Annotated in this window: 22 protein-coding genes and 1 pseudogene; 14 read left to right on the top strand and 9 right to left on the bottom strand. The window is 35.2% G+C overall.

The features are described from left to right. Positions 1-131 precede the first annotated feature (131 nt). From OPR60_RS04045 to trpS, 5 genes are all read left to right on the top strand, one after another. Positions 132-1,940: a peptidylprolyl isomerase gene (locus OPR60_RS04045; protein ID WP_265040077.1), complete on the top strand. Its 1,809-nt coding sequence runs from the start codon at positions 132-134 to the stop codon at positions 1,938-1,940. Positions 1,941-2,341: 401 nt separating this feature from the next. Further along, positions 2,342-2,662 (top strand): 30S ribosomal protein S16, encoded by a 321-nt coding sequence (gene rpsP / locus OPR60_RS04040; RefSeq protein ID WP_065094487.1) that lies wholly within the window; start codon positions 2,342-2,344, stop codon positions 2,660-2,662. 10 nt (positions 2,663-2,672) lie between these two features. After that, positions 2,673-3,650, top strand: a complete 978-nt coding sequence (locus OPR60_RS04035; protein ID WP_065094486.1) for a polyprenyl synthetase family protein — start codon at positions 2,673-2,675, stop codon at positions 3,648-3,650. Positions 3,651-3,711: 61 nt separating this feature from the next. Continuing rightward, entirely contained in the window at positions 3,712-4,275 is a 564-nt protein-coding gene (locus OPR60_RS04030) for a nucleotide exchange factor GrpE (protein ID WP_265040076.1), read from the top strand. Positions 4,276-4,292: 17 nt separating this feature from the next. After that, entirely contained in the window at positions 4,293-5,291 is a 999-nt protein-coding gene (gene trpS, locus OPR60_RS04025) for a tryptophan--tRNA ligase (protein WP_265040075.1), read from the top strand. Between the two features lie 175 nt (positions 5,292-5,466). On the opposite strand, the gene OPR60_RS04020 is transcribed toward trpS, so the two are convergent. Next, positions 5,467-6,228, bottom strand: a complete 762-nt coding sequence (locus OPR60_RS04020) for an alpha/beta hydrolase (protein ID WP_012673268.1) — start codon at positions 6,226-6,228, stop codon at positions 5,467-5,469. A 1-nt stretch (position 6,229) separates the two neighbouring features. Continuing rightward, the gene (locus tag OPR60_RS04015; RefSeq protein ID WP_010082469.1) at positions 6,230-6,757 is read right to left on the bottom strand and encodes a c-type cytochrome; all 528 of its coding nucleotides are present in this window, start codon (positions 6,755-6,757) and stop codon (positions 6,230-6,232) included. A gap of 519 nt (positions 6,758-7,276) precedes the next feature. Between OPR60_RS04015 and OPR60_RS04010 the strand changes: the two genes are divergently transcribed. The 3 genes from OPR60_RS04010 to OPR60_RS04000 all read left to right on the top strand — a co-directional run bounded on the left by OPR60_RS04010 (position 7,277) and on the right by OPR60_RS04000 (position 9,735). Then, positions 7,277-8,029: an IS5 family transposase gene (locus OPR60_RS04010; RefSeq protein ID WP_265039632.1), complete on the top strand. Its 753-nt coding sequence runs from the start codon at positions 7,277-7,279 to the stop codon at positions 8,027-8,029. Positions 8,030-8,129: 100 nt separating this feature from the next. Continuing rightward, entirely contained in the window at positions 8,130-8,882 is a 753-nt protein-coding gene (locus OPR60_RS04005) for an IS5 family transposase (RefSeq protein WP_265039632.1), read from the top strand. A 100-nt stretch (positions 8,883-8,982) separates the two neighbouring features. Next, the gene (locus OPR60_RS04000; RefSeq protein ID WP_265039650.1) at positions 8,983-9,735 is read left to right on the top strand and encodes an IS5 family transposase; all 753 of its coding nucleotides are present in this window, start codon (positions 8,983-8,985) and stop codon (positions 9,733-9,735) included. Here the strand turns inward: OPR60_RS04000 and OPR60_RS07030 are convergent. Together OPR60_RS07030 and OPR60_RS03995 are read right to left on the bottom strand one after the other, a co-directional pair. Beyond that, positions 9,709-9,852 (bottom strand): annotated as a pseudogene (locus tag OPR60_RS07030) (transposase); the annotation flags it as partial. The gene OPR60_RS04000 and the pseudogene OPR60_RS07030 sit on opposite strands and share 27 nt — an antisense overlap. 209 nt (positions 9,853-10,061) lie before the next feature. After that, a complete protein-coding gene (locus tag OPR60_RS03995) occupies positions 10,062-10,991 on the bottom strand; it encodes an AEC family transporter (protein WP_265040074.1) in 930 nt (309 codons plus the stop codon). 246 nt (positions 10,992-11,237) lie between these two features. On the opposite strand from OPR60_RS03995, the gene OPR60_RS03990 reads away from it, so the two are divergent. Next, positions 11,238-12,050, top strand: a complete 813-nt coding sequence (locus OPR60_RS03990) for a transposase (protein WP_265040287.1) — start codon at positions 11,238-11,240, stop codon at positions 12,048-12,050. 186 nt (positions 12,051-12,236) lie between these two features. On the opposite strand, the gene OPR60_RS03985 is transcribed toward OPR60_RS03990, so the two are convergent. After that, positions 12,237-12,794, bottom strand: a complete 558-nt coding sequence (locus tag OPR60_RS03985; RefSeq protein WP_065094702.1) for a GNAT family N-acetyltransferase — start codon at positions 12,792-12,794, stop codon at positions 12,237-12,239. Positions 12,795-12,810: 16 nt separating this feature from the next. Between OPR60_RS03985 and OPR60_RS03980 the strand changes: the two genes are divergently transcribed. Then, a complete protein-coding gene (locus OPR60_RS03980; protein ID WP_265040073.1) occupies positions 12,811-13,974 on the top strand; it encodes a multidrug effflux MFS transporter in 1,164 nt (387 codons plus the stop codon). A 27-nt stretch (positions 13,975-14,001) separates the two neighbouring features. Here OPR60_RS03980 and prfA read toward each other — a convergent pair whose 3' ends face one another. Then, positions 14,002-15,081, bottom strand: a complete 1,080-nt coding sequence (gene prfA, locus OPR60_RS03975; RefSeq protein WP_065095337.1) for a peptide chain release factor 1 — start codon at positions 15,079-15,081, stop codon at positions 14,002-14,004. Between the two features lie 98 nt (positions 15,082-15,179). On the opposite strand from prfA, the gene yihA reads away from it, so the two are divergent. The 4 genes from yihA to OPR60_RS03950 all read left to right on the top strand — a co-directional run bounded on the left by yihA (position 15,180) and on the right by OPR60_RS03950 (position 18,730). Next, positions 15,180-15,773, top strand: coding sequence for a ribosome biogenesis GTP-binding protein YihA/YsxC (yihA, locus tag OPR60_RS03970; protein WP_010962460.1), 594 nt, complete (start codon positions 15,180-15,182; stop codon positions 15,771-15,773). 4 nt (positions 15,774-15,777) lie between these two features. Beyond that, a complete protein-coding gene (gene argB / locus OPR60_RS03965; RefSeq protein ID WP_065094715.1) occupies positions 15,778-16,689 on the top strand; it encodes an acetylglutamate kinase in 912 nt (303 codons plus the stop codon). A gap of 398 nt (positions 16,690-17,087) precedes the next feature. After that, on the top strand, positions 17,088-17,549 hold the full coding sequence (dut, locus tag OPR60_RS03955) for a dUTP diphosphatase (RefSeq protein ID WP_065094705.1): 462 nt from the start codon (positions 17,088-17,090) through the stop codon (positions 17,547-17,549). A 428-nt stretch (positions 17,550-17,977) separates the two neighbouring features. After that, positions 17,978-18,730: an IS5 family transposase gene (locus OPR60_RS03950; protein WP_265039650.1), complete on the top strand. Its 753-nt coding sequence runs from the start codon at positions 17,978-17,980 to the stop codon at positions 18,728-18,730. A 172-nt stretch (positions 18,731-18,902) separates the two neighbouring features. Here the strand turns inward: OPR60_RS03950 and OPR60_RS03945 are convergent, their stop codons facing one another. The 3 genes from OPR60_RS03945 to OPR60_RS03935 all read right to left on the bottom strand — a co-directional run bounded on the left by OPR60_RS03945 (position 18,903) and on the right by OPR60_RS03935 (position 24,083). Further along, positions 18,903-20,930, bottom strand: coding sequence for a hypothetical protein (locus tag OPR60_RS03945; RefSeq protein WP_265040017.1), 2,028 nt, complete (start codon positions 20,928-20,930; stop codon positions 18,903-18,905). A gap of 164 nt (positions 20,931-21,094) precedes the next feature. Beyond that, the gene (locus tag OPR60_RS03940; RefSeq protein ID WP_265039632.1) at positions 21,095-21,847 is read right to left on the bottom strand and encodes an IS5 family transposase; all 753 of its coding nucleotides are present in this window, start codon (positions 21,845-21,847) and stop codon (positions 21,095-21,097) included. A 109-nt stretch (positions 21,848-21,956) separates the two neighbouring features. Continuing rightward, a complete protein-coding gene (locus OPR60_RS03935) occupies positions 21,957-24,083 on the bottom strand; it encodes a heme lyase CcmF/NrfE family subunit (RefSeq protein ID WP_265040072.1) in 2,127 nt (708 codons plus the stop codon). Positions 24,084-24,207: the final 124 nt, after the last annotated feature.

Raw genomic sequence — 24,207 nt, 5'->3', positions numbered from 1 at the left:
ATTTAAGATTAGAGAGTTAAATTTTAAGTTAATATATTGTAATATTATATATATTAGCTAATAAAGCAACAGGTTTACAAGCATTAAATTATCACTATTCTATAATTAATCATTAATTAACTGGGTTTAAAATGAATGTTAAAAATTTTTTCACTAAAGTAACCGTTGTCCTTTTAGCTTGCTTGTTAATCTTCATGGGAATTGGCAACCTTTTATCAGGTGATGATGAAAAAGAAGAGGTAGCTAGGGTTGGAAAAGAAGTTATAACGTCAGATGAGTATAAATCACTATATCAAAATTATGAAAAGCAAATTTCTGGATCTGATGCGAGTAGAGAACAAGTAAAAAAGCTGAAATATGATTTGCTTAACGCACTTATAGAGCAAAAACTATTGTTTAACCTAACTAGTGAGCTGGGGTTGACAGTTGGAGAAGAATCTATAAAAAACCATATTAAAAACACCAAATACTTTCAAAATGATAAAGGTGAATTTGACAAAAATAAATTCTATGAAACGCTAAATGACCTGCATATGACAGAGAAAGAGTATATAGCAAAGCTAGAGAAAGTCCTGCCTGCAATGATGTTCATGACTTCATTATTTAAAGATAATTATCCAGTAACTTTTGGCGAGAAAATTGATGAGCAGATATACAAAAGTCGCTACCAAACTAGAGTAGTTGATATTGTTAAAATAACTGAAGATGCAGTTACAAACATTCCTGAACCAGATGATCAAGCCTTACTTGATTTGTACGAAAGAAATAAATTCCATTTTTATTATCCTGAGTATCGAACTGCGCAATATATTTCCCTAGGCCAAAAGTATTTTGAAGATCAAATCAAGATCTCAGATGAAGAAGTTGATGGTATAATAGAACAACAAGAACTTAAAGATCAAAGAGATATATTCAATGCAATATTTTCTACCAAAGAAGAAGCTGAGACAGCAAGAAGAGCATTTGAGGAGGGTAAAACAAGCTTTGAACAGATAGTAGAAGAGTTTGGCAAAGCAAAACTTGAGGAAACTAGAGTAAATAATATAACTAAGGATTTTTTACCAGAAGACGTGAGAGAGAAGGTATTTGCTCTCAAAGTAGGTGAAGTAAGTGAAGTTTTAGCAAGCAGTTTTGGTTGGCACATAGTAAAAGTGGAAAGTGCGCATCAAATCTCTGATGAAGACTTAGTTGATTTAAAAAAAGACATAAAGTCAGTTCTAACTAACCAAAAGTCTTTTGAAAGAGTCAATGATTTCATAAACCAAGTGAACTATAAGATATACAATGGTTCAGAAATTGAAGAAATATTGAGTGAATATAATTTACCTATACAAACTATTGGTCCAGTAGATGCGAGTGGAAAAGATCAAAGCGGTAATAACGTAGGAGATTCTGGTGATTTGATTTCTTTCATTTTTTCGCGAGAAAAGGATCAGAAAGGTTATTTTAAGGGCGTTGGGGACGCTGTTGTTAGTGTAAAAATCGTCGATATCGTTCCACCCAAATTGCAAAGTTTTGAAGAAGGCAAGGCATTAGCGGTAGAGCTTTGGCGTAGTGAGTTTATAAAAGAAAGAATGTTTAAATTCGGGCAAGAGGTTGCAGTTCAACTAAGAGAAAAAACAGATTTGGAAGAAATTCAAGGTGTGGAATTAGTTAAAGGTCAGCAGATGCACCGCAATAAAGTGGATCAACAAAACTACCCCTTTTCTTTTGTAGAAGAGATTTTCAATATGAAAACAACTGGTTCAGTGACAGATCCTATTCAATACAATAATGAAATTATAATAGGTGTTCTAAAAGAAATGCATTCATCAAATGGCAAATTAAACACGCTTGACACCGGAAAACGTGTGATGATATCGCTAAAAGAGCAATTAATTAGCTATCTGGAATCAAAGTATAAAGTCGAGGTTAATCACGCTATACTTGATGATATATAATCAAAAATCTTATAAGTTGCTTCAAACGCATCCAGTGCCCAGACACACAACTGTACGAACATTGCGATTTGAGAGCAATCTTCACTAGAAAGGATGTCATCCCAGTGCCCAGACACTGGGATCCAGGAATTTTATTAAGTTGGTAAGCATAAAAGTAGTCGTTTTATGTTAAAATACAACGTTTTAATGATTAAAAAAAGGCTGGATTCCAGTGTCAAGCACTGGAATGACACCATTTGCTGTGCAATTTACCTTCAAAAATGAATGTTCGTATAGCTGTGCGCCCAGCGCTGCCCTACATTGTTGGTAATTATATTATAAAGTGCAAAGGTTGTATAATTCATTTGACTTAAAACGGCTCATTGTATAAAATTGTAACTAACATATGAATAAAGGTTAACATGGCAGTTAAAATAAGGTTGGCAAGGTTTGGCGCAAAGAAACGCCCTTTTTATAGAATAGTTGTAGCTGATTCACGAGCACCAAGAGATGGGCGTTTTATTGAGAAAATAGGACAATATGATCCAATGTTACCAAAAGACAATAAAAATCGTGTTGTGGTGAAGGTTGATAGATTAAAACATTGGCTAAGCGTAGGCGCGCAAGCAACTGAAAGAGTACTGTGGTTCATCAAAAAAGGCATAGTAACTTTAGAAACAGAACCAAAAAAAACAGAAAAGAAGAAAGTAGAGAACAAGAAAGCACAAGGGCAAGAAGCATAAGTCTCTTTAAATGCTAATAACAAACAGCGATAGATTAGACGATGTTGTATCTTCTGATTTATCAGATATGAAGGACTTTATCTTCAAAAATGTCAATGATGAAGATGCTAAGCTTGCTACTGATATTATATCTCATCTTGTTAGTTCAGGTGGAAAAAAAATAAGGCCTAAACTAGTTTTTATTATATGTAAAATGCTAAACTATTCTGGGGAGAATAGGATCAATGTTGCTGCATCGGTAGAGTTTATACACAATGCTACTTTACTTCATGATGATGTGCTCGATGAAAGTGAGGCACGTCATGGAGTTAAAACAGCGAATAAGATTTGGGGAAATAAATCAAGCATTTTAGTTGGTGATCTATTGTTGACTCTAGCATTTAGATGGCTTATAGAGTGTGGAAATTTAAATATTCTCCCTATTTTATCTAAAGCATCGCATTTACTTGTGAAGGGTGAAATAAAGCAGATGACAACACGTTTTGACCCCCACACAATCAGGGAAAATTATTTTGATATCATTGGAGAAAAGACAGCGTCTTTATTTTCTGCATGCTGTGAAGCTGCATCTACAGTATCTGGTGCAACAGATGACGAAACAGAGAGGCTAAAGAATTTTGGTTTTAATTTTGGTATGGCATTTCAAATAGTTGATGATATGCTCGATTATACTGCTAGTCAAGGCACTTCTGGAAAGCAAGTCGGAAAAGACTTTTTCGAAGGTAAAGTCACCTTACCTGCTATTATAGCATACGAAAAGGGCAGTCCAGTAGAGCAAAAATTCTGGGAAAAATGCTTTTCTTCAGCTAGACACAATTTTGACCAAGCATTACACTATATTAATCACCATAATGCCATTCAGCTTTCTATGGAAAAAGCTAGACACTACATTAATATGGCGCAAAATGATATTAGTACTTTTTCTGATTCTTTTTATAAAACTACTTTAATTGACTTTTTAAATGCGAGCATAGAAAGACAAATGTAGCTGGCGCTTGATATTTTCAGATTAATTGTTATATATTTATTAGATTCTTAAGGGTAATGATATGTCAGATAGCAGTAAGGAGAAAAAGTTTGCTGATATGGTAAATAGGCAGAAAGGTGACGACCAACAAAGTGATAACCATAAGCAAACAGATGATTTAAATGAAGATCTCAATACATTAAAAGAACGTGCAGCCCAGCTTGGAGATCATTTACGCCGCGCTGTTGCAGATAATGAAAACGTCAAACGTATAATGCAAAAGCAAATTAGCGATGCAAGTGACTACGCAGTCACAAAATTTGCACGTGATATGATTGACTCGTGTGACAATTTAAAAAAAGTAATGGAAAATTTGAAAGACGGTGATCCTGTTCATGAAGGAATCAAAGTAGCTTATCAAAAAATTATAAATGATCTAAAAAAACATGAAATAGAGGAAGTAGACCCACTTGGTAAGCTTTTTGATAGTAATTTACACCAAGCTGTTGTGGAAAGAGAAGACAATGAAAAAGAGCCTGGCATCATTGTAGAGGTACTACAAACTGGTTATACTATCAAAAATAGGTTGCTCCGTCCTGCAATGGTTATTATTTCTAAGAAATCTGCTGATTGTGGAAACGATTAGCATGAGGTAAATGTATAATGACAAGTATTGTCTTTTCAGGTATCCAGCCAAGTGGCGTACTACATTTAGGTAATTATCTTGGTGCAATCAAACAGTGGATAGACTTACAGGATAAATACAAATCTCTTTTTTGTATTGTCGACCTACACGCAATCACAGCAAATAAGCTTTCCGCAAGTGAATTAAAAAGTAATATTTTCAAAACAGCAGCAGCTTATATTGCATGCGGAATAGATCCAGAAAAGTCCATTATTTTTAGTCAGTCCACAGTTAGTGGTCATGCAGAACTGGGCTGGCTGCTTGGATGCTATACACCAATTGGTTGGCTTAATCGCATGACTCAATTTAAAGATAAAGCTGGCAGCGATAAACAAAAAGCCTCTCTTGGATTATATAGTTATCCAGTACTTATGGCTGCAGATATATTGTTGTATCAAACTAAATACGTTCCTGTTGGTGATGATCAAAAACAGCATTTGGAGCTTGCACGTGATATTGCATCAGCTTTTAACAATCATTATAAGCTGGATCATTTTATCGTACCTGAAATCTTAACTTTGGATTGCACATCAAGGATAATGAGCTTAAGAGATGGTACAAGCAAGATGAGTAAATCTGATCCTTCAGAACATTCGTGCATTAACCTTGATGATACGGATGACTTAATTGTCAAAAAAATAGAAAAAGCAAAAACAGATTCAATTCTAGGCTTTGCTACTTTAGAGTGCCGACCAGAAATAAGCAATTTGATAAACATTTATTCAGTGCTTAGTAATGTAAATGCGGAAAAAGTATGTGAAGAAGTGAACAAACATGACATGAAGCACTTCAAAAAAGAGTTAGCTGATTTAATTATCAGTGTTATATCACCCATACGTGAGAAAATGAATGATCTTTTAAAAGACCAATTCCATTTACATGAAATATTAAAAAAAGGCACAAAGAAAGCAGCAGAAATTGCAACCCATAATATAAAAGAAATCAAGGATATTATTGGATTTGCTCAATATCTGTAAGGTTCCAAAGTGTGATGGTGCGAACCGTCATACCGCCGCGGTATCTCAGCCGCTAACACGTAGCGGGATGACGGTTTTTCAAATTGTCGGTAAATCTAAGTCAGTTTAGCTATAGGCAGCAATTTTCTGTATTTATTTTAAGTTGAAGAAAGCTCAAATGAAAAATCGTGTTTTGCTAAAAATCACAGAATGCAGTCTGGTTACAAAATTCTCTAATGGTCTTAAATAAAACTTCCAGTGAATGATTGTCAGACATATTGTGCTCTGCTGATTTTATTAAGTGTACTTCAACATCGGTTGACTTAATTTTTTCAGCTAAATTCAATGAAGTTTGATAAGGAACATCTTTATCATTAATGCTATGCAGCAAGCGCACAGGACAGTTTATATCTATTGTCTTTTTGTTTAAAAGAAGGTTCTTTCTGCCATCTTCGATCAAATTTTTAGTTATTTTGTATGTACAATGCTCTGAAGTAAAATCTATTACACCTTTAGAATCTAGTTCTTCTTTTTGCTTGCCTGACAATTGCTTGAATATCAAATCTTCAGTAAAATCGGGAGCAGACGATATACCAATTAGTGCTGCAATTTTTTCTGGAAATTGAAGGGCAGTGAGCAACATCAGCCATCCTCCCATACTTGAACCTATAATTATTTGTTTATCGCTAGTTAATTCACTCATTACTTTAGCACAATTTTTTTGCCAATCACTTATCGTGTAATCAATAAAATTACCACTTGAATGACCGTGACCAAAATAATCAAATAGCACAAGTGCTACGTCATTTTCTTGGCAAAATTTGTAAATAGCAGTTGCTTTAGTTCCATCCATATTGGATGCAAATCCACCGAAAAAAACTACAGAAGCTTTCTTTCCTTGTAGCTTTCGATATGCTATGTGACCATTATTTCCATCAAACAATTTACAATAATCCATACTACTTTGGCAAAGCAACCGGGCTATCACTCAATTGATGCAAATAACTAACTAGATCTGCAATTTCTTGTGGATTGGAAATACCTGCAAATGCCATACGTGTACCTTTTATATAGGCTTTTGGGTTCTTTAAAAAGGCAAAGAGCTCCTCATACCCCCATTTTCCACCTCTTTCAAGCACTGCTTTTGAGTAATTGAATGAGTTACCAAGATGGGCCTTTTTATTTCCAACTATGTTCCATAAGTTTGGTCCTACTTTATTCATTCCACCTTTCTCAAAACTATGGCAGGCTATACATTTTTTTGCTGCTGATTTACCTTTCTCAAAGCTAGCATTCTGCATGAGCGCTCCAATATCAAGCGCCACTTGCTCGATTTTTTGCTGGAACTCATTGCTGCCAGCAGCTACTATCGTTTGGTGTTCAATCTTATATTCTTCTGGACTGTAAAGCATATCAACTACATTACTAACTATCATAATGATTAGCCCAGAAAGTAAAATCGATGCTGCAATCTTATTAAGCTCCATAGTTAATTTTTATTAAGTAATGTTACTTAAATTATGCGAATATTTTCGCAAATAGCAACCAATTACCTTGAAGCTCGCTAAAGATGAGAGTCTCTATAGCTGACCCAAGAAAGGTTTTCCTACGTCCATACCGCCGCGAACCGTCATACCGCGATTCATTCGCGGTATCTCAGCCGCTAACAAGAGATCCCGCTAACAAGTAGCGGGATGACGAGGTCCACTGCCATTAAGTTAAGGAAAGAATGGTTAAAAACTGAACTAAAAAGTCAGAAATAATTAAGGATTTATGACAAATGCTGAAACAGAATAGAGTAAACTTTAAAGCAGATAAACTCTGAAGTGTAAATTACTTAAGAAATAGTTTGTTTAGAAGTCATTTTACAGGAGCTATGGCAATAAGCTACCCAGTTATTATCAGAAGATATGAATACTACCTCTAGGCTCTGTGGACAAAAAATATGAAAAGAGAGAAAAAGATGGTAGTTTAGCCTAATAGGTAAAAAATGGAGAAACTACCATATGCAATATTACATCAAAGAGGAAAATTGGAAACAAATTTTAGAGTTCATAAAAAGCGTAAAAGGAATGCACAGCAAAGATGAAAAACGTTTAAGAATATTCATAGAGGCAGTGTGGTACATAGTGCGAAGTGGTTGCCAATGGAGACTTTTACCAAAAACTTATGGTAATTACAGGAGTATACATAAGCGATTTAAAAGATGGTGTGAAAGAGATGTCTGGAAAAAATTGCTTGAATATACTAAACAAGAGCCTGATTTAGAAGTTGCTATAATCGACGGTACGATCATCCGAGCCCATCCATGTTCATCTGGATATACAAAAAACTCCAAGGATCAAGAAGCTTTAGGGAGGAGCAAAGGTGGCTTTACAACTAAAATACATGCGCTTGTCGATGCACTTGGAAATCCACTTAAATTTACTCTGACTCCTGGTCAAAGAAATGAAATTACGCAGGCACAAGTGTTGACCGAAAGTATCTATAACTCTACTGTAGTAGCTGACAAGGGCTACGATAGCAATGCCTTTGTTACAAGTCTTGAAGACAAGGGATGTACAGTAGTTATTCCGCCAAAACGGAATCGAAAAGTGCAAAGGTATTACGATGAGCATATCTACAAAGAACGTCATTTGATTGAGTGTTTTTTTGGTAAAATTAAAAATTTTAGGCGCATTTTTTCCAGATTTGATAAAACTGCTGAGGTTTTTATTGGTTTTCTCAATTTTGTTGGAGCTCTTGTATGGCTTCTCTAAAATTTTGTCCACAGAGCCTAGGCTCTGTGGACAAAAAATATGAAAAGAGAGAAAAAGATGGTAGTTTAGCCTAATAGGTAAAAAATGGAGAAACTACCATATGCAATATTACATCAAAGAGGAAAATTGGAAACAAATTTTAGAGTTCATAAAAAGCGTAAAAGGAATGCACAGCAAAGATGAAAAACGTTTAAGAATATTCATAGAGGCAGTGTGGTACATAGTGCGAAGTGGTTGCCAATGGAGACTTTTACCAAAAACTTATGGTAATTACAGGAGTATACATAAGCGATTTAAAAGATGGTGTGAAAGAGATGTCTGGAAAAAATTGCTTGAATATACTAAACAAGAGCCTGATTTAGAAGTTGCTATAATCGACGGTACGATCATCCGAGCCCATCCATGTTCATCTGGATATACAAAAAACTCCAAGGATCAAGAAGCTTTAGGGAGGAGCAAAGGTGGCTTTACAACTAAAATACATGCGCTTGTCGATGCACTTGGAAATCCACTTAAATTTACTCTGACTCCTGGTCAAAGAAATGAAATTACGCAGGCACAAGTGTTGACCGAAAGTATCTATAACTCTACTGTAGTAGCTGACAAGGGCTACGATAGCAATGCCTTTGTTACAAGTCTTGAAGACAAGGGATGTACAGTAGTTATTCCGCCAAAACGGAATCGAAAAGTGCAAAGGTATTACGATGAGCATATCTACAAAGAACGTCATTTGATTGAGTGTTTTTTTGGTAAAATTAAAAATTTTAGGCGCATTTTTTCCAGATTTGATAAAACTGCTGAGGTTTTTATTGGTTTTCTCAATTTTGTTGGAGCTCTTGTATGGCTTCTCTAAAATTTTGTCCACAGAGCCTAGGCTCTGTGGACAAAAAATATGAAAAGAGAGAAAAAGATGGTAGTTTAGCCTAATAGGTAAAAAATGGAGAAACTACCATATGCAATATTACATCAAAGAGGAAAATTGGAAACAAATTTTAGAGTTCATAAAAAGCGTAAAAGGAATGCACAGCAAAGATGAAAAACGTTTAAGAATATTCATAGAGGCAGTGTGGTACATAGTGCGAAGTGGTTGCCAATGGAGACTTTTATCAAAAACTTATGGTAATTACAGGAGTATACATAAGCGATTTAAAAGATGGTGTGAAAGAGATGTCTGGAAAAAATTGCTTGAATATACTAAACAAGAGCCTGATTTAGAAGTTGCTATAATCGACGGTACGATCATCCGAGCCCATCCATGTTCATCTGGATATACAAAAAACTCCAAGGATCAAGAAGCTTTAGGGAGGAGCAAAGGTGGCTTTACAACTAAAATACATGCGCTTGTCGATGCACTTGGAAATCCACTTAAATTTACTCTGACTCCTGGTCAAAGAAATGAAATTACGCAGGCACAAGTGTTGACCGAAAGTATCTATAACTCTACTGTAGTAGCTGACAAGGGCTACGATAGCAATGCCTTTGTTACAAGTCTTGAAGACAAGGGATGTACAGTAGTTATTCCGCCAAAACGGAATCGAAAAGTGCAAAGGTATTACGATGAGCATATCTACAAAGAACGTCATTTGATTGAGTGTTTTTTTGGTAAAATTAAAAATTTTAGGCGCATTTTTTCCAGATTTGATAAAACTGCTGAGGTTTTTATTGGTTTTCTCAATTTTGTTGGAGCTCTTGTATGGCTTCTCTAAAATTTTGTCCACAGAGCCTAGATCTTTTGCTATTTTTGTACTTGCTTGACCTGTTTCTTTAACCAGCTTAACAGCTTCTAATTTGAATTCTGCTGTATATTCTCTTCTATTTGTCATATTTTGAAAAAACGTTTTATTTTACTCCAAAAACGTCTTAACTTTCTCTCTACTTTTTCTGGGTAAGGTCAATTTACCGCCGCGGCGCTAACTAGTAGTGGGATGACGGGTTACCAAATTGTAGAAGTTGCTTTAGCCATAAATTCAAGTTTTATCAATGTCTTGTGTTGTTACCCAAATAATGGTTATGCAAGCGCTTGAATTTTTGATCAAAAAGGAACAAGTTTAGTAAAAAATAATGATATTATTAGTGGAACATAAAACAGTCCCACTGCAGTACTGATTAAAAGCAACAGAGTAGCTTTATCTGGTTGATAATTCAAAATATTAGTAAGTATTATACTGGACCCAGAAACTGGAATAATAGCTAGCAACATCAGTGCTTTATATATGCTCTCGTCGTATACACCTATAACATGTTTGTCTATAAGAACGATTCCTAAAACAAATAATGGCCAGAATACGTACTTTGCTGTAATAGTGATCAAAGCAAGCTTCCAATCTACTTTAAAGCTTGTAATATTTGCAATGCTCACTCCAAGTAGCATCATCCCTAATGTGACAAATGTACTTCTAATATTCATCATAACATCTGTTAAAAAAGTAGGTATTTGTATATCGTATATACTTAAAAAGAAGCCCAGAACCATCGCATAAAGCGAAGGAAGTTTGAACAACTTTAATATGCATTCTTTTGCGGTATAAATACCATTTGCAGCTATGTAAAATCCTAAGCTGTTTTCAAATAGCACCATTCCTATATAACAAACAACATATACAGATACTGAATCTTCATCAAATAAAGCCATGGCAATCGGCAGGCCAAAATAACCCATACTTGTGCTGCCCGAGCTAAACGCTAATATGTTTCTCGTGTTATCCTTAAATAAAAAAGAAGAAAGATAATACACTGATAAAGACATAGTGCTACCTATAAACCATATCAAAATCGGCAGAGAAATTACTTTTAAATTAACTTCTGTATGAGAGACTCCATATAAAATCACTATTGGATTAGCTATATAAAAGAGTATTTGAGATATAGTGTTTCTATCAATTTTAAGACATTTTCCTGCTAAATAACCAATAAATATCGTAATATAAATAGGTAATATTTTTAGGAAAAGAGTAAAGAACATACTAGCCTATTGTGATACTTTTGACTGATAAAGTAACATTAGATCTTAAGGTATTGTAAAAGTAAACAAAATTTATTTCCCAATTTATCCAGCTCATAGTTAATTAAATTAGTGCCAAAATTTGTTTTTACACAGGACTTAAGAATAGACCTGCTGCAAAAGGTGATTGAAAAAATGATGTGAGAGGGGTAGAAGAAGAATAAGCAGATCAAGTAAGGAAAAAAAATGAGCTTTAGTTACTATAATATGAAAAAACACCCAAGAAACTTTCGTAATATAACAGGTTTAAGTATAGAGGAGTTCGAAAAAGTAGTAGAAAAAGTGAGGTCTGGATGGAAAAAACTTGAAAAACAGAAAAAGTGTCATGGTAGAAGATCAAAACTACCAACTCTGGAAGATAAGTTGTTTTGCGTAATTTTGTACTATCGCACTTACATAACACATAGATTTTTAGGATGCCTATTCAATGTGCACAACGCAAATGTATGTAGGTTACTTAAGAGAATAGAGCCATTACTCGCCAAAAAAGTGACTATAACAAAAGATAGAAGTATGACGCCAGAAAAAATACTGAAGATTTTGGCTGATGTTACAGAACAGCAAATACAGAGGCCAGAAGATAGTAAAAAACGGAAGAAATCATATTCAGGAAAAAAAAGAACCAACACTATGAAAACTGAGATTATTATCGAAGAAGGAGGAAGAATTTTATCAGTGTCAAAGTCATACCGTGGTAGAATTAGTGATTTTCGCATAAGGAAACAAGAAAAATATTTACCACTTGATAGCATAAAACATGCTGATTCTGGATATCAAGGTTGGCAAAAATTGCAAAGCAATGTTATAATTCCATATAAAAAGTATCGTAAAAAGCCATTAACTCCAGAGCAGAAAGAGCATAATAGAAGGTTAGCATCATTTAGAATGAGAGTAGAAAATAAGATCCGAGAGATAAAGATATTTAAGATTATGTCGAATGTTTATCGCAATTTTCAGAAAAAATATAACTTGAGGTTCAATATTATTGCTGGTATTGTAAATCTTAAGCACGCCTTTTAGTTAACCTTGATTTTATTCACCCTCCTTTCCTTTTTTTTATCGCTTGATTCGCAGCAGGTCTAATGACATTTTTATGATAAAATTATGTTAAGTTTCTATAAAGCTTCTTGCATATTTTTGAATAATGACATATTTACTAAAAATTAAACTGCTTGTAGTAATTTAGAAGGACTGTTGAAAAAACACTCATCTTGCATGGTTCTCAGGAATTCTTGCCTTGATCATTAAGATTGTACCATTACTTTCCCTAATTTTTTTAAATCCAACTTTTTCGTAAACACGGGTTGCACGAACATTTGCTGTATCTGGGTCAACAAAAGCATTTTCAGAAACTTTAAAGACAAATTCGTTTAAAAATATATTCAAAGCTTGTGGACCAATGCCTTTGCCCACATAACCCAGCTCTCCGATATACCAGTCTATAGCAGCACAGCTTTCTGGAAGCTCAGAAGTATCGTAGCCCTGCTCAGGTGGAAAATCATGTTTGTTATAGTATTGAATATAACCAATATCAACTCCATCACAATTAATAATGAATGCATGCATTGGTTTTTCAATAATTTGTGTCTTAAGTTTCAAACGTTTGAATCCTTTGATATAATTGCTATATTTTTTCCCAATTAACTCTGGTGTCCAATTTATATCCGCATCCCACCATAGCTTTACGTGAGGTGTTTCTAACCATTTTAATAACAGTAAAAAATGTTCTTCTTTCAACGCTTCAAATGTGATATTTTTATTCATTAATTGAAAATCTCAAATGTTACTACCATTTCTGTTAATCCTGTCTCTAATTGCCAAGTTCATTGAAATTGACATTTCCGTACCTAGTTTTCCTGATATGGTGCGCTATTTTAACGTATCAGAAGGAACAATTCAATTAACTATTGCTTATAATTTCCTAGGCTTTTGCATAGGAGGGTTGTTTTTCGGTCCATTGTCTGAATGCTATGGCAGAAGAAGGATTATGATCATAGGCAACACTTTGCTACTCGTCGGCGCTGTTGGTTGTGTTTTTGCACCGTCGATTTTTTGGCTTTTAATCTCTCGCTTTGTTCAGGGCATTGGTGCCAGCACATCTGTAGTTGTGTTTGCAATCGTTGCAGACAGCTATAAAGGTGACGAAGCGGTGAAATTTATTGGAATCATGAATTCTGTTCTTACAGTTGTCATGGCAATTGCGCCAGTGTTAGGCAGTTTCATCAATGAAATTGTAGGATGGCGTGGTAATTATGCAACTGTTGCAATACTTTGTTTAATCTCTTGGGTTTTGCTGCTTTTAGCGTTACCAGAAACAAAAAAGGACTGCGATATTTTCAGCTTAAAAAAAACGATGAAAGATTACAGAAAACTACTATCTAATCCGAGGTTTGTTACGTTGTCTTTGATGTCAAGCCTCTTTTCTGCCGCTTATATGTCATTCATCACTTGTGGACCTTTTCTGTATATGAAGACTTTTGGTTTATCTAGCACTATTTATGCACTACATCAAGGTGCAATAGTTGGGTGCTTCTCATTCATCAGTCTATTTGCTGGCAAAATCTTGCAGAAACTTGGAGCAATAAAGTGTGTAATTTTTGGTACGAGCGTGGGTGCTATTGGGTCTCTATTGCTTGTAATATTCAGTATAATTGTACCCCACTCTTTCTACTTAGTAACACTGTCTATGATTATTTTTTCTATCGGTTGTGCAATTTGCCAGGCAGTAGTTTTTAATGCATCATTAAATGTTTTCCCTAAAATTAAAGGTACGGCTTCTTCTGCACTTTCGTTCATTAGAGCTTTTATCATGGCTATTTTTATCGGCTTAACAAGCTACATTTACAATGGTCAAACAATTAGTGTAGCTGTTCTTGTTCTATCCGCGATAGTACTAGAACTTGTTTTTACTGTCTATCTATTGCGTTTAAAAGATCCTATGTAATTAATAAAGATATTCCATTGTAGGCTGCTAACTTTCCCCGGCCAATCTTTCTGCTTCATTACGTGAAATTAATGCCTCAATAAACTCATCTAGTTCACCTTCTTTTATAATCTGCTCTAATCGATGTGAAGTTAGATTAATTCTGTGGTCTGTTATTCTTGATTGTGGAAAATTATATGTTCTTATGCGCTCGGAGCGATCCCCAGAGCCAATCTGACTTTTCCTCATTGTTGACCTTTCCATTTCTTTTTTTTGTCTTTCAATTTCGTATAGCCTTGCCCTCAATACTTTGAGCGCTTTAGCTTTATTTTTGTGCTGCGATTTTTCATCTTGCTGTATCACAACTATCCCTGTTGGCAAGTGGGTGACCCTTACTGCGCTGTCAGTTGTATTCACTGATTGCCCTCCAGGACCACTGGATCTATAAACATCTATGCGTAAGTCTTTTTCTTCTATTTTAAAGTCAACTTCTTCTACTTCAGGTAATATCGCAACAGTAGCGGCAGAGGTATGCAACCTTCCTGAGGATTCAGTTTCTGGCACTCTCTGTACTCTGTGCACCCCTGATTCAAATTTTAACCTTGCAAAAACTTCTGTTCCATTAATGAGTGCAGAAGCTTCCTTATAGCCACCTATACCTGTATTAGAAATGCTTATTGGCTCGAACTTCCAATTTCTTCTTTCTGCATATTTTTGGTACATACGAAATAACATTGTTGCAAATAATGCTGCTTCTTCTCCGCCTGTGCCTGCTCTAATTTCTAATATTGCATTTCTTGAGTCATCTTCATCTTTGGGCAATAATGCTAACTTTAATTTTGCTTTTATTTTTGGTAATAATACCTTGTGCTTTTCGAAGAATTCTTCTTTTGCTAACTCTTTTATATCACCTTCGCTGTTTTCATCTTTCATTATTTCTTCTAAGTCTGAAATTTCCTCTTTCAGCGTGTTATATTCATCAATTATCTTGATTATTGGCCTGAGCTCAGAGTATTCCTTTGAAAGGGTAATGAATTCTTTTTGACTTAAATTGGTAGGATTTTCCAAATTTCTCTCTATATCATTAAATTTTTTCTTTAAGTCTTGTAAATTATTTTCCATATCCATATAGCACAGATCTAGCTAAGTAATATATACTGAAATAAAAAATTTCTTATATCAAGCAATAACACTATAATATACCTACTACCTTCTAGTTGAATATAATGGCAAAACAGATAACATCAAACTGCAATTTCATATTTGGAGCTTCGGACATAAAATCATTACCAAATGAGTCGGCTCCAGAGATTGCGTTTGCTGGTAGATCAAATGTAGGAAAATCCAGTCTGATCAACTTACTGATAAACAGCAAAAAAGCTGCCAGAGTTTCCTCTAAACCTGGATGCACTAGACAAATAAATTTTTACTCTATGTACGATGATAAGTTCAGGCTTGTTGACCTGCCAGGGTATGGCTACTCTCATGCAGGCAAGGAGGAAATTATACAATATTTAAACTTAATTGAGTATTATCTAATTCAAAGAGAAAATCTAAGAAGAGTGTTTGTGTTGATAGATAGCAAGGTAGGATTAAAAGAAATAGACAAAGACTTCATTTATTGGTTAATATATAATAACATTAACTTTAACATTGTGCTAACAAAAATAGATAAAGTAAGTCAAAAAAGCTTAGGTGCTGTTATAGAAGATATTCAAAAATGGATTAATAATGAGAATGTGTCAATTCATCAAATGAGCATCCGTGTTAAGCATAAAATAACCAAGGTAAGAGATGAGTTTTTCAAGTTTACAAGATAAAAAAATGAAGAGTAGTGAATTTTTAAAGGGTGAGGTATCATTTGAACAAAAAGCAGAAATATTACTTGAAGTGCTATCTAACATACCTAGCTTTGTAGGCGAGACTTTTGTCATTAAATGCGGTGGTACAATAATCTTAAATGAAACACTATTTAATACTTTTGTGCATAATGTTGTCTTGTTGAAGCAGCTTGGTATAAATCCGGTAATAATTCATGACGGAGAATATGAAATTAACTCGGTGTTAAAAATGCTGGATATGAACAGTAAGTTTGTGAATGGTATCAGACTTACAGACAAAGACACTATGAAAATCATTGAAATGGCACTGTGTGGTTCAGTTAATAAAAAAATTGTTCAGCATATAAATTCTGCTGGTGGTTCAGCTATTGGATTATGTGGAAAAGATGGTAACTTAATTAAAGCCGAAAAAATAACCGCTACGCTTAGAGAAGATAGATCAAATAATATCGAAAAGATATTAGACATGGGGTTCATCGGTAGACCCACTGAAATTAATCCTGATATATTATTTTTTATTGAAGAATCAGATTTTATACCAGTTATTGCACCAATTGGTCATGGAAAAGATGGGGAAACATATCATATTGATGCCGATAGCACTGCAAGCGCAATTGCAATTGCAGTTTCTGCATCTAAAATGATAATCTTGAGTGACACAGATGAAGAAATAGATAAAATTGGTGGCAGGAAGATATCTGTTAAAAATTTAAATGCATCGATTGATTGTGGGAAAATTAAAGGGGAAAAATTTATTGAAAGGCTTATGGCATACGTTAAAATGACGGAGGAATGTGCTGGAGTTGTTCACATAGTTGATGGTAGAATACCTAACATTATGCTTGATTTATTTACTGAGAATAATTCAAGTATATCGATTGTGAGTGATTTATAGCTATACTGCTTACAACTATACGAATACCAAGGGTGTCATTCAAGTAGCTGACACTGGAATGACAGCAATCTACGTCATACCGCAAATGAATCGCGGTATCTCTAGATCCCGCTAACAAGTAGCGGGATGACGGTTGTCAGGGTGTCATCCCAGTGCCCAGACACTGGGATCCAGAAGACTTAATTTCAACCAAGTGGCTGCATAATAAGGACTAGATTCCAGGCTGGAATGACATCATAGGGGCACTGGGATGACAAAAAAAGGAGCACTGAACTTGTCAAGGAATTTTATGGCCTAGCGTCAAGCGCTGGAATGACATCATTTACGATGTAACATTTATCACTTTTGCAGATACAATTTACATGCTATAATTGAGTCTTCATAGATGGTAAATTGGAGTGCAAAGAAGTAAAATTAAAGTAGAAATAAAAAGATTATCACACGGAGAAGACTTGTCTCTTCCATGTTATGCAACTACGCAGAGTGCTGGCATGGATCTTTATGCTGCATTGAATGATTCTGCTGTTTTAAATCCACTTGAAAGATTACTTGTTCCAACTGGAATTGTGATTGCAATACCAAACGGTTTTGAGGGGCAAATCCGCCCACGTTCTGGTCTTGCTGCAAAACATGGAATCACTGTCTTAAATTCTCCGGGCACTATAGACTCTGATTATCGAGGTGAAGTTAAAATTTGTCTAATTAATCTAAGTAATCAGCCATACGAAATAAAAAGAGGAGATAGAATCGCACAAATCCTTATTTCTCCTGTATCTCAGGTAATTTGGGATGACAGAGAAGAGTTCTGCACAGAAGAAACCGGTCGCAATGCAGGGGGCTTTGGCTCAAGCGGCAGGTAGCTTACGAAAAAGCTTGACTATGACAGTTTTTTTATTTAAGCATATTAATATTTGAGGTCGTTTATGCTAACTTCCAAATATTTCAAGAATCATCGTGGTTAGTCCCACAAAACAAACATTGCATTTGTAGCACTTGCTGCTCTGTGTGCCATAGGTGCAATAGTAGCACTTTCAGCACCGCTTTGGAGGTCTTCAACTGCAGCTTTTGCAACTACACCTGAAGCATTTATATTAGCAGGTATTAATATTATGCTGGCTTATTTAGCAATATATACTATTAGCAGAAACAACAAAATATCTGAGTTGAAAGCTCCGAAGATTGTTGTTAATGGTGAAGCAAAATTGCTAGGCTCTGTGGACAAAAAATATGAAAAGAGAGAAAAAGATGGTAGTTTAGCCTAATAGGTAAAAAATGGAGAAACTACCATATGCAATATTACATCAAAGAGGAAAATTGGAAACAAATTTTAGAGTTCATAAAAAGCGTAAAAGGAATGCACAGCAAAGATGAAAAACGTTTAAGAATATTCATAGAGGCAGTGTGGTACATAGTGCGAAGTGGTTGCCAATGGAGACTTTTATCAAAAACTTATGGTAATTACAGGAGTATACATAAGCGATTTAAAAGATGGTGTGAAAGAGATGTCTGGAAAAAATTGCTTGAATATACTAAACAAGAGCCTGATTTAGAAGTTGCTATAATCGACGGTACGATCATCCGAGCCCATCCATGTTCATCTGGATATACAAAAAACTCCAAGGATCAAGAAGCTTTAGGGAGGAGCAAAGGTGGCTTTACAACTAAAATACATGCGCTTGTCGATGCACTTGGAAATCCACTTAAATTTACTCTGACTCCTGGTCAAAGAAATGAAATTACGCAGGCACAAGTGTTGACCGAAAGTATCTATAACTCTACTGTAGTAGCTGACAAGGGCTATGATAGCAATGCCTTTGTTACAAGTCTTGAAGACAAGGGATGTACAGTAGTTATTCCGCCAAAACGGAATCGAAAAGTGCAAAGGTATTACGATGAGCATATCTACAAAGAACGTCATTTGATTGAGTGTTTTTTTGGTAAAATTAAAAATTTTAGGCGCATTTTTTCCAGATTTGATAAAACTGCTGAGGTTTTTATTGGTTTTCTCAATTTTGTTGGAGCTCTTGTATGGCTTCTCTAAAATTTTGTCCACAGAGCCTAGTTTATTTTGTGGTTGTTTGACTATGTAAATTTTTCTGTCAGTTGATTCTTGTCTGTCAATTAAGTTCTATCTAGTGCAAACTTTGCAATTTTGAAGTACATGACAAGAGCAAAATACCGCCAATTTGGCCCATCATTTTATCTCTGCAAGTTCATCCCGCCTTTGCTATGTTAGCAACGCAACCTAAGCTAGGTTCCTTCATAGCAGTGTTAGGTACACTGCCATATCTTTCAAAACTTTTATGCTCTACAGCTTCCTCAACACTTTTTCCTCCTAAAAGACAGTTTTCCCCTAAACTTTTTCCCTTATCTTTTAACTCATTAAGCCTTGCTCTGTTTTCCCCATCAATCTCCACTTTTATTTTATTGCTGTCTTTCTCACTAGGACTTAGATAAATACTTATCTCTCCTACCTCAGTGGTAAAAGACATTTCAATACCACCTTTTGAGACATCCATGTAATTTCTTTTTCCCCCTATTTCTTCTACATTTTCAACTCTTACTATACTTTCTCCAATTTTGAGAATGCCAACTCTTAAATTTAAGTCTTTGGCTTTTTCATTGTTTAGGATTTCTGCAACTTCAACAATACTATCTTGCGAGTATTCTACACAAAAATATCCATTATCCTTGTCTACTCCTAATACATTTTGAGTCTGCTTGCTTTTGTTTACAATACTTTCATATGCTAAATTATTAAGTCCTAAAATATTTTTATTCCTTTGACTTAAAATCTCTTTTTCTCTGTAAATACAATTTACATAATTATCGTGATTCTCTTTAGTAAATTTATTTAAAGTTGCACCCTCCGATATTACTTGTAATATCTTTTTCTCCTCTAGAAGTCTAAAATTCTCAGTAGAATCGACCCAATATAGTGCTTGTATTGTATTAATTATATGGTCTACAAAGGACTCGCCGTCTTTATATGGAAAAGTGAACATAATTCCTTGTTCCAGTGCTTGGCTTATAACTTCATCAAGTCTCCCTTTCAACTCCCCAATATCATCTTCTTCACATTCACCAGCTTCATCTGAATCACTAAGGATTTTATCCATTTCTTGCCAAATACTTTCATACTTTTCCTCTTCTGCTTTATTCAGTTCTATTTGGGCTAAAGAAAAAGAATCTTCTTTTATTATGTTTGTGTTTTCATCATGAAAACTCAGATGACTGTAGCGTTTACCACAATCTGTATCATAATGACCAACATCATCATCACCACAGTCCGAACTATCTTCTGAGTTCCCATCACTATCTGACCAATTGTCAACTTTCGAAAATTCTGAGCTTTTCTGTTCACCTTCAAAAGTCTGATTACTACCGTCAGCGCCCTTTGTCAAATTTTCTTTACTTTCACAAGAACCATCTGAACCATAGCCCTCGTTCCCTTTTGGATCTGAATCATCTGGATTACAATCAGAAGTTATTTCTGTATCTTCAGAAATCTGTTGATTATCACTTTCACCTAACAAACCACCATTTGTTGGATTACATACATTTTCTGTATATTTTTGATTATTTTGTGCTTCTATTTTCTCCTTTTCGTACAACAGTTCAAACTGATCAATTTCAATCGATCGTACTTGTGTCCTTGAAAGAAAGTCCTCTGGAATCTGATCCTCATCGTCAGAATTGTGACCTGAATCACAAATTACATGATCATTGCAGGTAGAATTGTGCTCTACTGAATCAGTACTTTCAAAAATTTGTGGATTATTACTTCCGTCTGGCAAATTACCTGATAAACCAGTCTGATGATTATTTTCACCTACCCAACCATCAGTTGTTGTTGGAATATATATTCCTGTATATCTTTGGCTATCAAGAGAATCATTAGTTAATTGTACTGCTGTATAAGTTGTCCGGTCATCCTCATCATCGGAACTAATACCTGAATTATGGCCATCACCTTCTTCAATCTTTTGAGTTTCTATATCGTGTTCATCTATTTCGCTCGACGAATCATAGTTGGAAGGGTTATACTGTTGATTAGAACGGTACGTAGTGAAAAGCACTTGACTATGATTATTACTGTTATCACTTGTACAAGAATCATCGGAGTGCTGTAGAGGAGTTTGTGCATTACTTTCAAGAGTTTGACGCCACTCGCTGCAAAGGTCCTTAAAATTGAAAGCAGTGCGTATAACTTTTTCCTTGCCTGATACCCCACCATTCATATTGTATAACCATTACTCACTAATCCCTTAGTGAATATCGTAATATATAGGTCTGTCAATAAAAAAATATAACTTTCTTTGGTTCTAACCTTTGCAAATCAGTATCTATAGCTCGGTAATTTCTCATACGTTGCACTCTGGACCTAGGCTCTGTGGACAAAATTTTAGAGAAGCCATACAAGAGCTCCAACAAAATTGAGAAAACCAATAAAAACCTCAGCAGTTTTATCAAATCTGGAAAAAATGCGCCTAAAATTTTTAATTTTACCAAAAAAACACTCAATCAAATGACGTTCTTTGTAGATATGCTCATCGTAATACCTTTGCACTTTTCGATTCCGTTTTGGCGGAATAACTACTGTACATCCCTTGTCTTCAAGACTTGTAACAAAGGCATTGCTATCGTAGCCCTTGTCAGCTACTACAGTAGAGTTATAGATACTTTCGGTCAACACTTGTGCCTGCGTAATTTCATTTCTTTGACCAGGAGTCAGAGTAAATTTAAGTGGATTTCCAAGTGCATCGACAAGCGCATGTATTTTAGTTGTAAAGCCACCTTTGCTCCTCCCTAAAGCTTCTTGATCCTTGGAGTTTTTTGTATATCCAGATGAACATGGATGGGCTCGGATGATCGTACCGTCGATTATAGCAACTTCTAAATCAGGCTCTTGTTTAGTATATTCAAGCAATTTTTTCCAGACATCTCTTTCACACCATCTTTTAAATCGCTTATGTATACTCCTGTAATTACCATAAGTTTTTGGTAAAAGTCTCCATTGGCAACCACTTCGCACTATGTACCACACTGCCTCTATGAATATTCTTAAACGTTTTTCATCTTTGCTGTGCATTCCTTTTACGCTTTTTATGAACTCTAAAATTTGTTTCCAATTTTCCTCTTTGATGTAATATTGCATATGGTAGTTTCTCCATTTTTTACCTATTAGGCTAAACTACCATCTTTTTCTCTCTTTTCATATTTTTTGTCCACAGAGCCTAGGAGCGTTGTTAATAAATCCACGACAGCTAGACAACCCTTGCTCGTCCACTAGAAGGAAAAGCGGCAAGGAGCGAGCCAAAAGCGATGAGGAAGGATCCAAGCCAGATTATAGACATTCCAGGTTTATAGTGCACTTTGGCTGCGATTTTGCTCTTACTCTTATCAATCTCACCGATTACAACATAAATATCAGAAAATAAATTGTGGTAGATACTGCTTTCAACATTTTTCTGACCTTCCACAAGGTAAAATCTATATTCAGGAGTTATCTCACCCAATATCTTGTTATTCAACAAATTCCTGATATCCATTGTTCCTCTTACTGCATGGAAATTTTTTTCTTTTATTAGCTCAATATTTCGTAAAGTAACTTTAAATTTATTGACTGTTATGCTATCCCCTATTTTTAAGTAATTTTCTTTTTTCTCCTGCCAACCAACTGAATAAGTTATACCAAACACTAGAATTGCCACTCCAGCATGAGCTGCCATCATTGCATAGTAGGATTTAGAAACTCTTCTTGCTAATAAAATTGATTCACCAAATGCTACCTTAAATAAACAAATTCTTTTACTATATGCTTCTAAAACAAAGATTAATAATGCTATGGAGATGGTAATTGATAGCACAATCATTAGCTCCATGTGAAAGATAAACGGCAAAATAGCTGCAGCACTACAGAATGAGAATCTGTATTCACGGAATATTGGCAATAGACTATTTCCCCGCCAACTACAGTATTGCCCGATCATGGTGAGCACTGGAATAGTGAGTGCAATAGGATTAAATAAAGAATTGTAATATGGTGCTCCAACTGAAATTAATTCACCGGTTAAATACTCAAGCACTGTAGGGTATAAAGTGCCAACGAACACAATGAAAAAGGCAGTGATAAATAATAAATTGTTCATCAGCATCATCGTAAGGCGTGAAAAGAATCTTCTACCCTCTGTCACTTGAGTAGCAAGTTTCTTTTCAGATTCCAGTGTCACGCACTGGAATGACATTGCAGATGTGTGATTTTTTCTCGTAAACACTACAAATATTACTAAGCTACTGACTGTAATTACACCAAGTAGAGCTAATATATATAGTCCATATCTTGGGTCATCTGCAAACGTGTGCACTGAAGTGAGTATTCCTGAGCGGACTAGAAATGTTCCAGTTACACTCAAGACAAAAGTTGTAAGCGTAAGTAAAATAGCGAAATTCCTTAAAGTATTGAAATTTCGTACAACGAGCAACAAATGTGTCAGCGCTACTGCAATTAGCCACGGCATCAGAGAAACATTTTCCACTGGATCCCAAAACCAAAATCCACCCCACCCAAGTTCGCGATATGCCCACCAGCTACCTAAGCTGATGCCCAAAGTGAGCAGCGACCAAGAAATAAGTACCCAAGGCCTGACAATTTTAGCCCAAACATTTCCTTCAGTATTTAAAATTAATCCAGCTATAGAGAGCGAAAAAGGAACGCTAAATCCAAGGTACCCCAAATATAATATCGGTGGATGAATAGCAAGGCCTATATCCTGCAATATCGGATTAAAACCCAATCCATCTGTTTCAATGCCTGGCATTTTAGTGAAGGGGCTGGATTCAATTAAAGTGAACAGTAAAAAACAAAAGCAAATCAGCCCATGAGTGATAAGAGATATTTTTTTTAATTTACTACCATTAGTTCGTTCTGGTGTCATTCCAGTGCTTGACACTGGAATCCAGTTTTTATTACACTGCCATTTGATGTACTCATTTGCAATTAAATTGTCTGGATCCCAGTGTCTAGGCACTGGGATGACAGAAGAAGAGGCTGGGATGACAGAGGGGGAAACTGGGATGACAGAAGGTATATAAATATCCATTAGTAATAAATACATGACAAGCACTAATGCCCAAAGCAACATGGACCCTTCTTTATTTCCCCAAACACCACAAATCTTATAGATCAAAGGTTTTGTTGTGTGTGAGTGGTAATATACGTTTTCGAGTGAGAAATCATTTGTAATGTGGCAGTAGATCAAAATAGCCATTGACGCTGATACACAAAAAAATATGGCAGTGGTAATAAACCGACAAGAACTAAGCGGTAAAAACAAATATGTCAAAGACAATAAGCAGGCTAGCAATAGCAATATGTTCCCAAGTTCAGGCATAAAAAATTATAGTTTTTATATAAACAATATTACTGATGACAAGTAAGAAGTTAAAGTGTTAATTGACGCTTGCTATTGATGCTAGCCCGTAGTTAGCTGTGCTACTATTAATTAAAAATTAAAT

The sequence above is a fragment of the Wolbachia endosymbiont (group A) of Trypoxylon clavicerum genome, assembly GCF_947251665.1.
GTDB classification, from domain to species: Bacteria; Pseudomonadota; Alphaproteobacteria; order Rickettsiales; family Anaplasmataceae; genus Wolbachia; species Wolbachia pipientis.
This window is presented reverse-complemented; position numbering and strand designations above follow the sequence as displayed.

What these genes read in the sequence shown, in the direction of transcription:
- OPR60_RS04045 (WP_265040077.1), top strand. Translation starts at nt 132, where the DNA reads ATGAATGTTAAAAATTTTTTCACTAAAGTAACCGTTGTCCTTTTAGCT.
- rpsP (WP_065094487.1), top strand. Translation starts at nt 2,342, where the DNA reads ATGGCAGTTAAAATAAGGTTGGCAAGGTTTGGCGCAAAGAAACGCCCT.
- OPR60_RS04035 (WP_065094486.1), top strand. Translation starts at nt 2,673, where the DNA reads ATGCTAATAACAAACAGCGATAGATTAGACGATGTTGTATCTTCTGAT.
- OPR60_RS04030 (WP_265040076.1), top strand. Translation starts at nt 3,712, where the DNA reads ATGTCAGATAGCAGTAAGGAGAAAAAGTTTGCTGATATGGTAAATAGG.
- trpS (WP_265040075.1), top strand. Translation starts at nt 4,293, where the DNA reads ATGACAAGTATTGTCTTTTCAGGTATCCAGCCAAGTGGCGTACTACAT.
- OPR60_RS04020 (WP_012673268.1), bottom strand. Translation starts at nt 6,228, where the DNA reads ATGGATTATTGTAAATTGTTTGATGGAAATAATGGTCACATAGCATAT.
- OPR60_RS04015 (WP_010082469.1), bottom strand. Translation starts at nt 6,757, where the DNA reads ATGGAGCTTAATAAGATTGCAGCATCGATTTTACTTTCTGGGCTAATC.
- OPR60_RS04010 (WP_265039632.1), top strand. Translation starts at nt 7,277, where the DNA reads ATGCAATATTACATCAAAGAGGAAAATTGGAAACAAATTTTAGAGTTC.
- OPR60_RS04005 (WP_265039632.1), top strand. Translation starts at nt 8,130, where the DNA reads ATGCAATATTACATCAAAGAGGAAAATTGGAAACAAATTTTAGAGTTC.
- OPR60_RS04000 (WP_265039650.1), top strand. Translation starts at nt 8,983, where the DNA reads ATGCAATATTACATCAAAGAGGAAAATTGGAAACAAATTTTAGAGTTC.
- OPR60_RS03995 (WP_265040074.1), bottom strand. Translation starts at nt 10,991, where the DNA reads ATGTTCTTTACTCTTTTCCTAAAAATATTACCTATTTATATTACGATA.
- OPR60_RS03990 (WP_265040287.1), top strand. Translation starts at nt 11,238, where the DNA reads ATGAAAAAACACCCAAGAAACTTTCGTAATATAACAGGTTTAAGTATA.
- OPR60_RS03985 (WP_065094702.1), bottom strand. Translation starts at nt 12,794, where the DNA reads ATGAATAAAAATATCACATTTGAAGCGTTGAAAGAAGAACATTTTTTA.
- OPR60_RS03980 (WP_265040073.1), top strand. Translation starts at nt 12,811, where the DNA reads ATGTTACTACCATTTCTGTTAATCCTGTCTCTAATTGCCAAGTTCATT.
- prfA (WP_065095337.1), bottom strand. Translation starts at nt 15,081, where the DNA reads ATGGATATGGAAAATAATTTACAAGACTTAAAGAAAAAATTTAATGAT.
- yihA (WP_010962460.1), top strand. Translation starts at nt 15,180, where the DNA reads ATGGCAAAACAGATAACATCAAACTGCAATTTCATATTTGGAGCTTCG.
- argB (WP_065094715.1), top strand. Translation starts at nt 15,778, where the DNA reads ATGAAGAGTAGTGAATTTTTAAAGGGTGAGGTATCATTTGAACAAAAA.
- OPR60_RS03950 (WP_265039650.1), top strand. Translation starts at nt 17,978, where the DNA reads ATGCAATATTACATCAAAGAGGAAAATTGGAAACAAATTTTAGAGTTC.
- OPR60_RS03945 (WP_265040017.1), bottom strand. Translation starts at nt 20,930, where the DNA reads ATGAATGGTGGGGTATCAGGCAAGGAAAAAGTTATACGCACTGCTTTC.
- OPR60_RS03940 (WP_265039632.1), bottom strand. Translation starts at nt 21,847, where the DNA reads ATGCAATATTACATCAAAGAGGAAAATTGGAAACAAATTTTAGAGTTC.
- OPR60_RS03935 (WP_265040072.1), bottom strand. Translation starts at nt 24,083, where the DNA reads ATGCCTGAACTTGGGAACATATTGCTATTGCTAGCCTGCTTATTGTCT.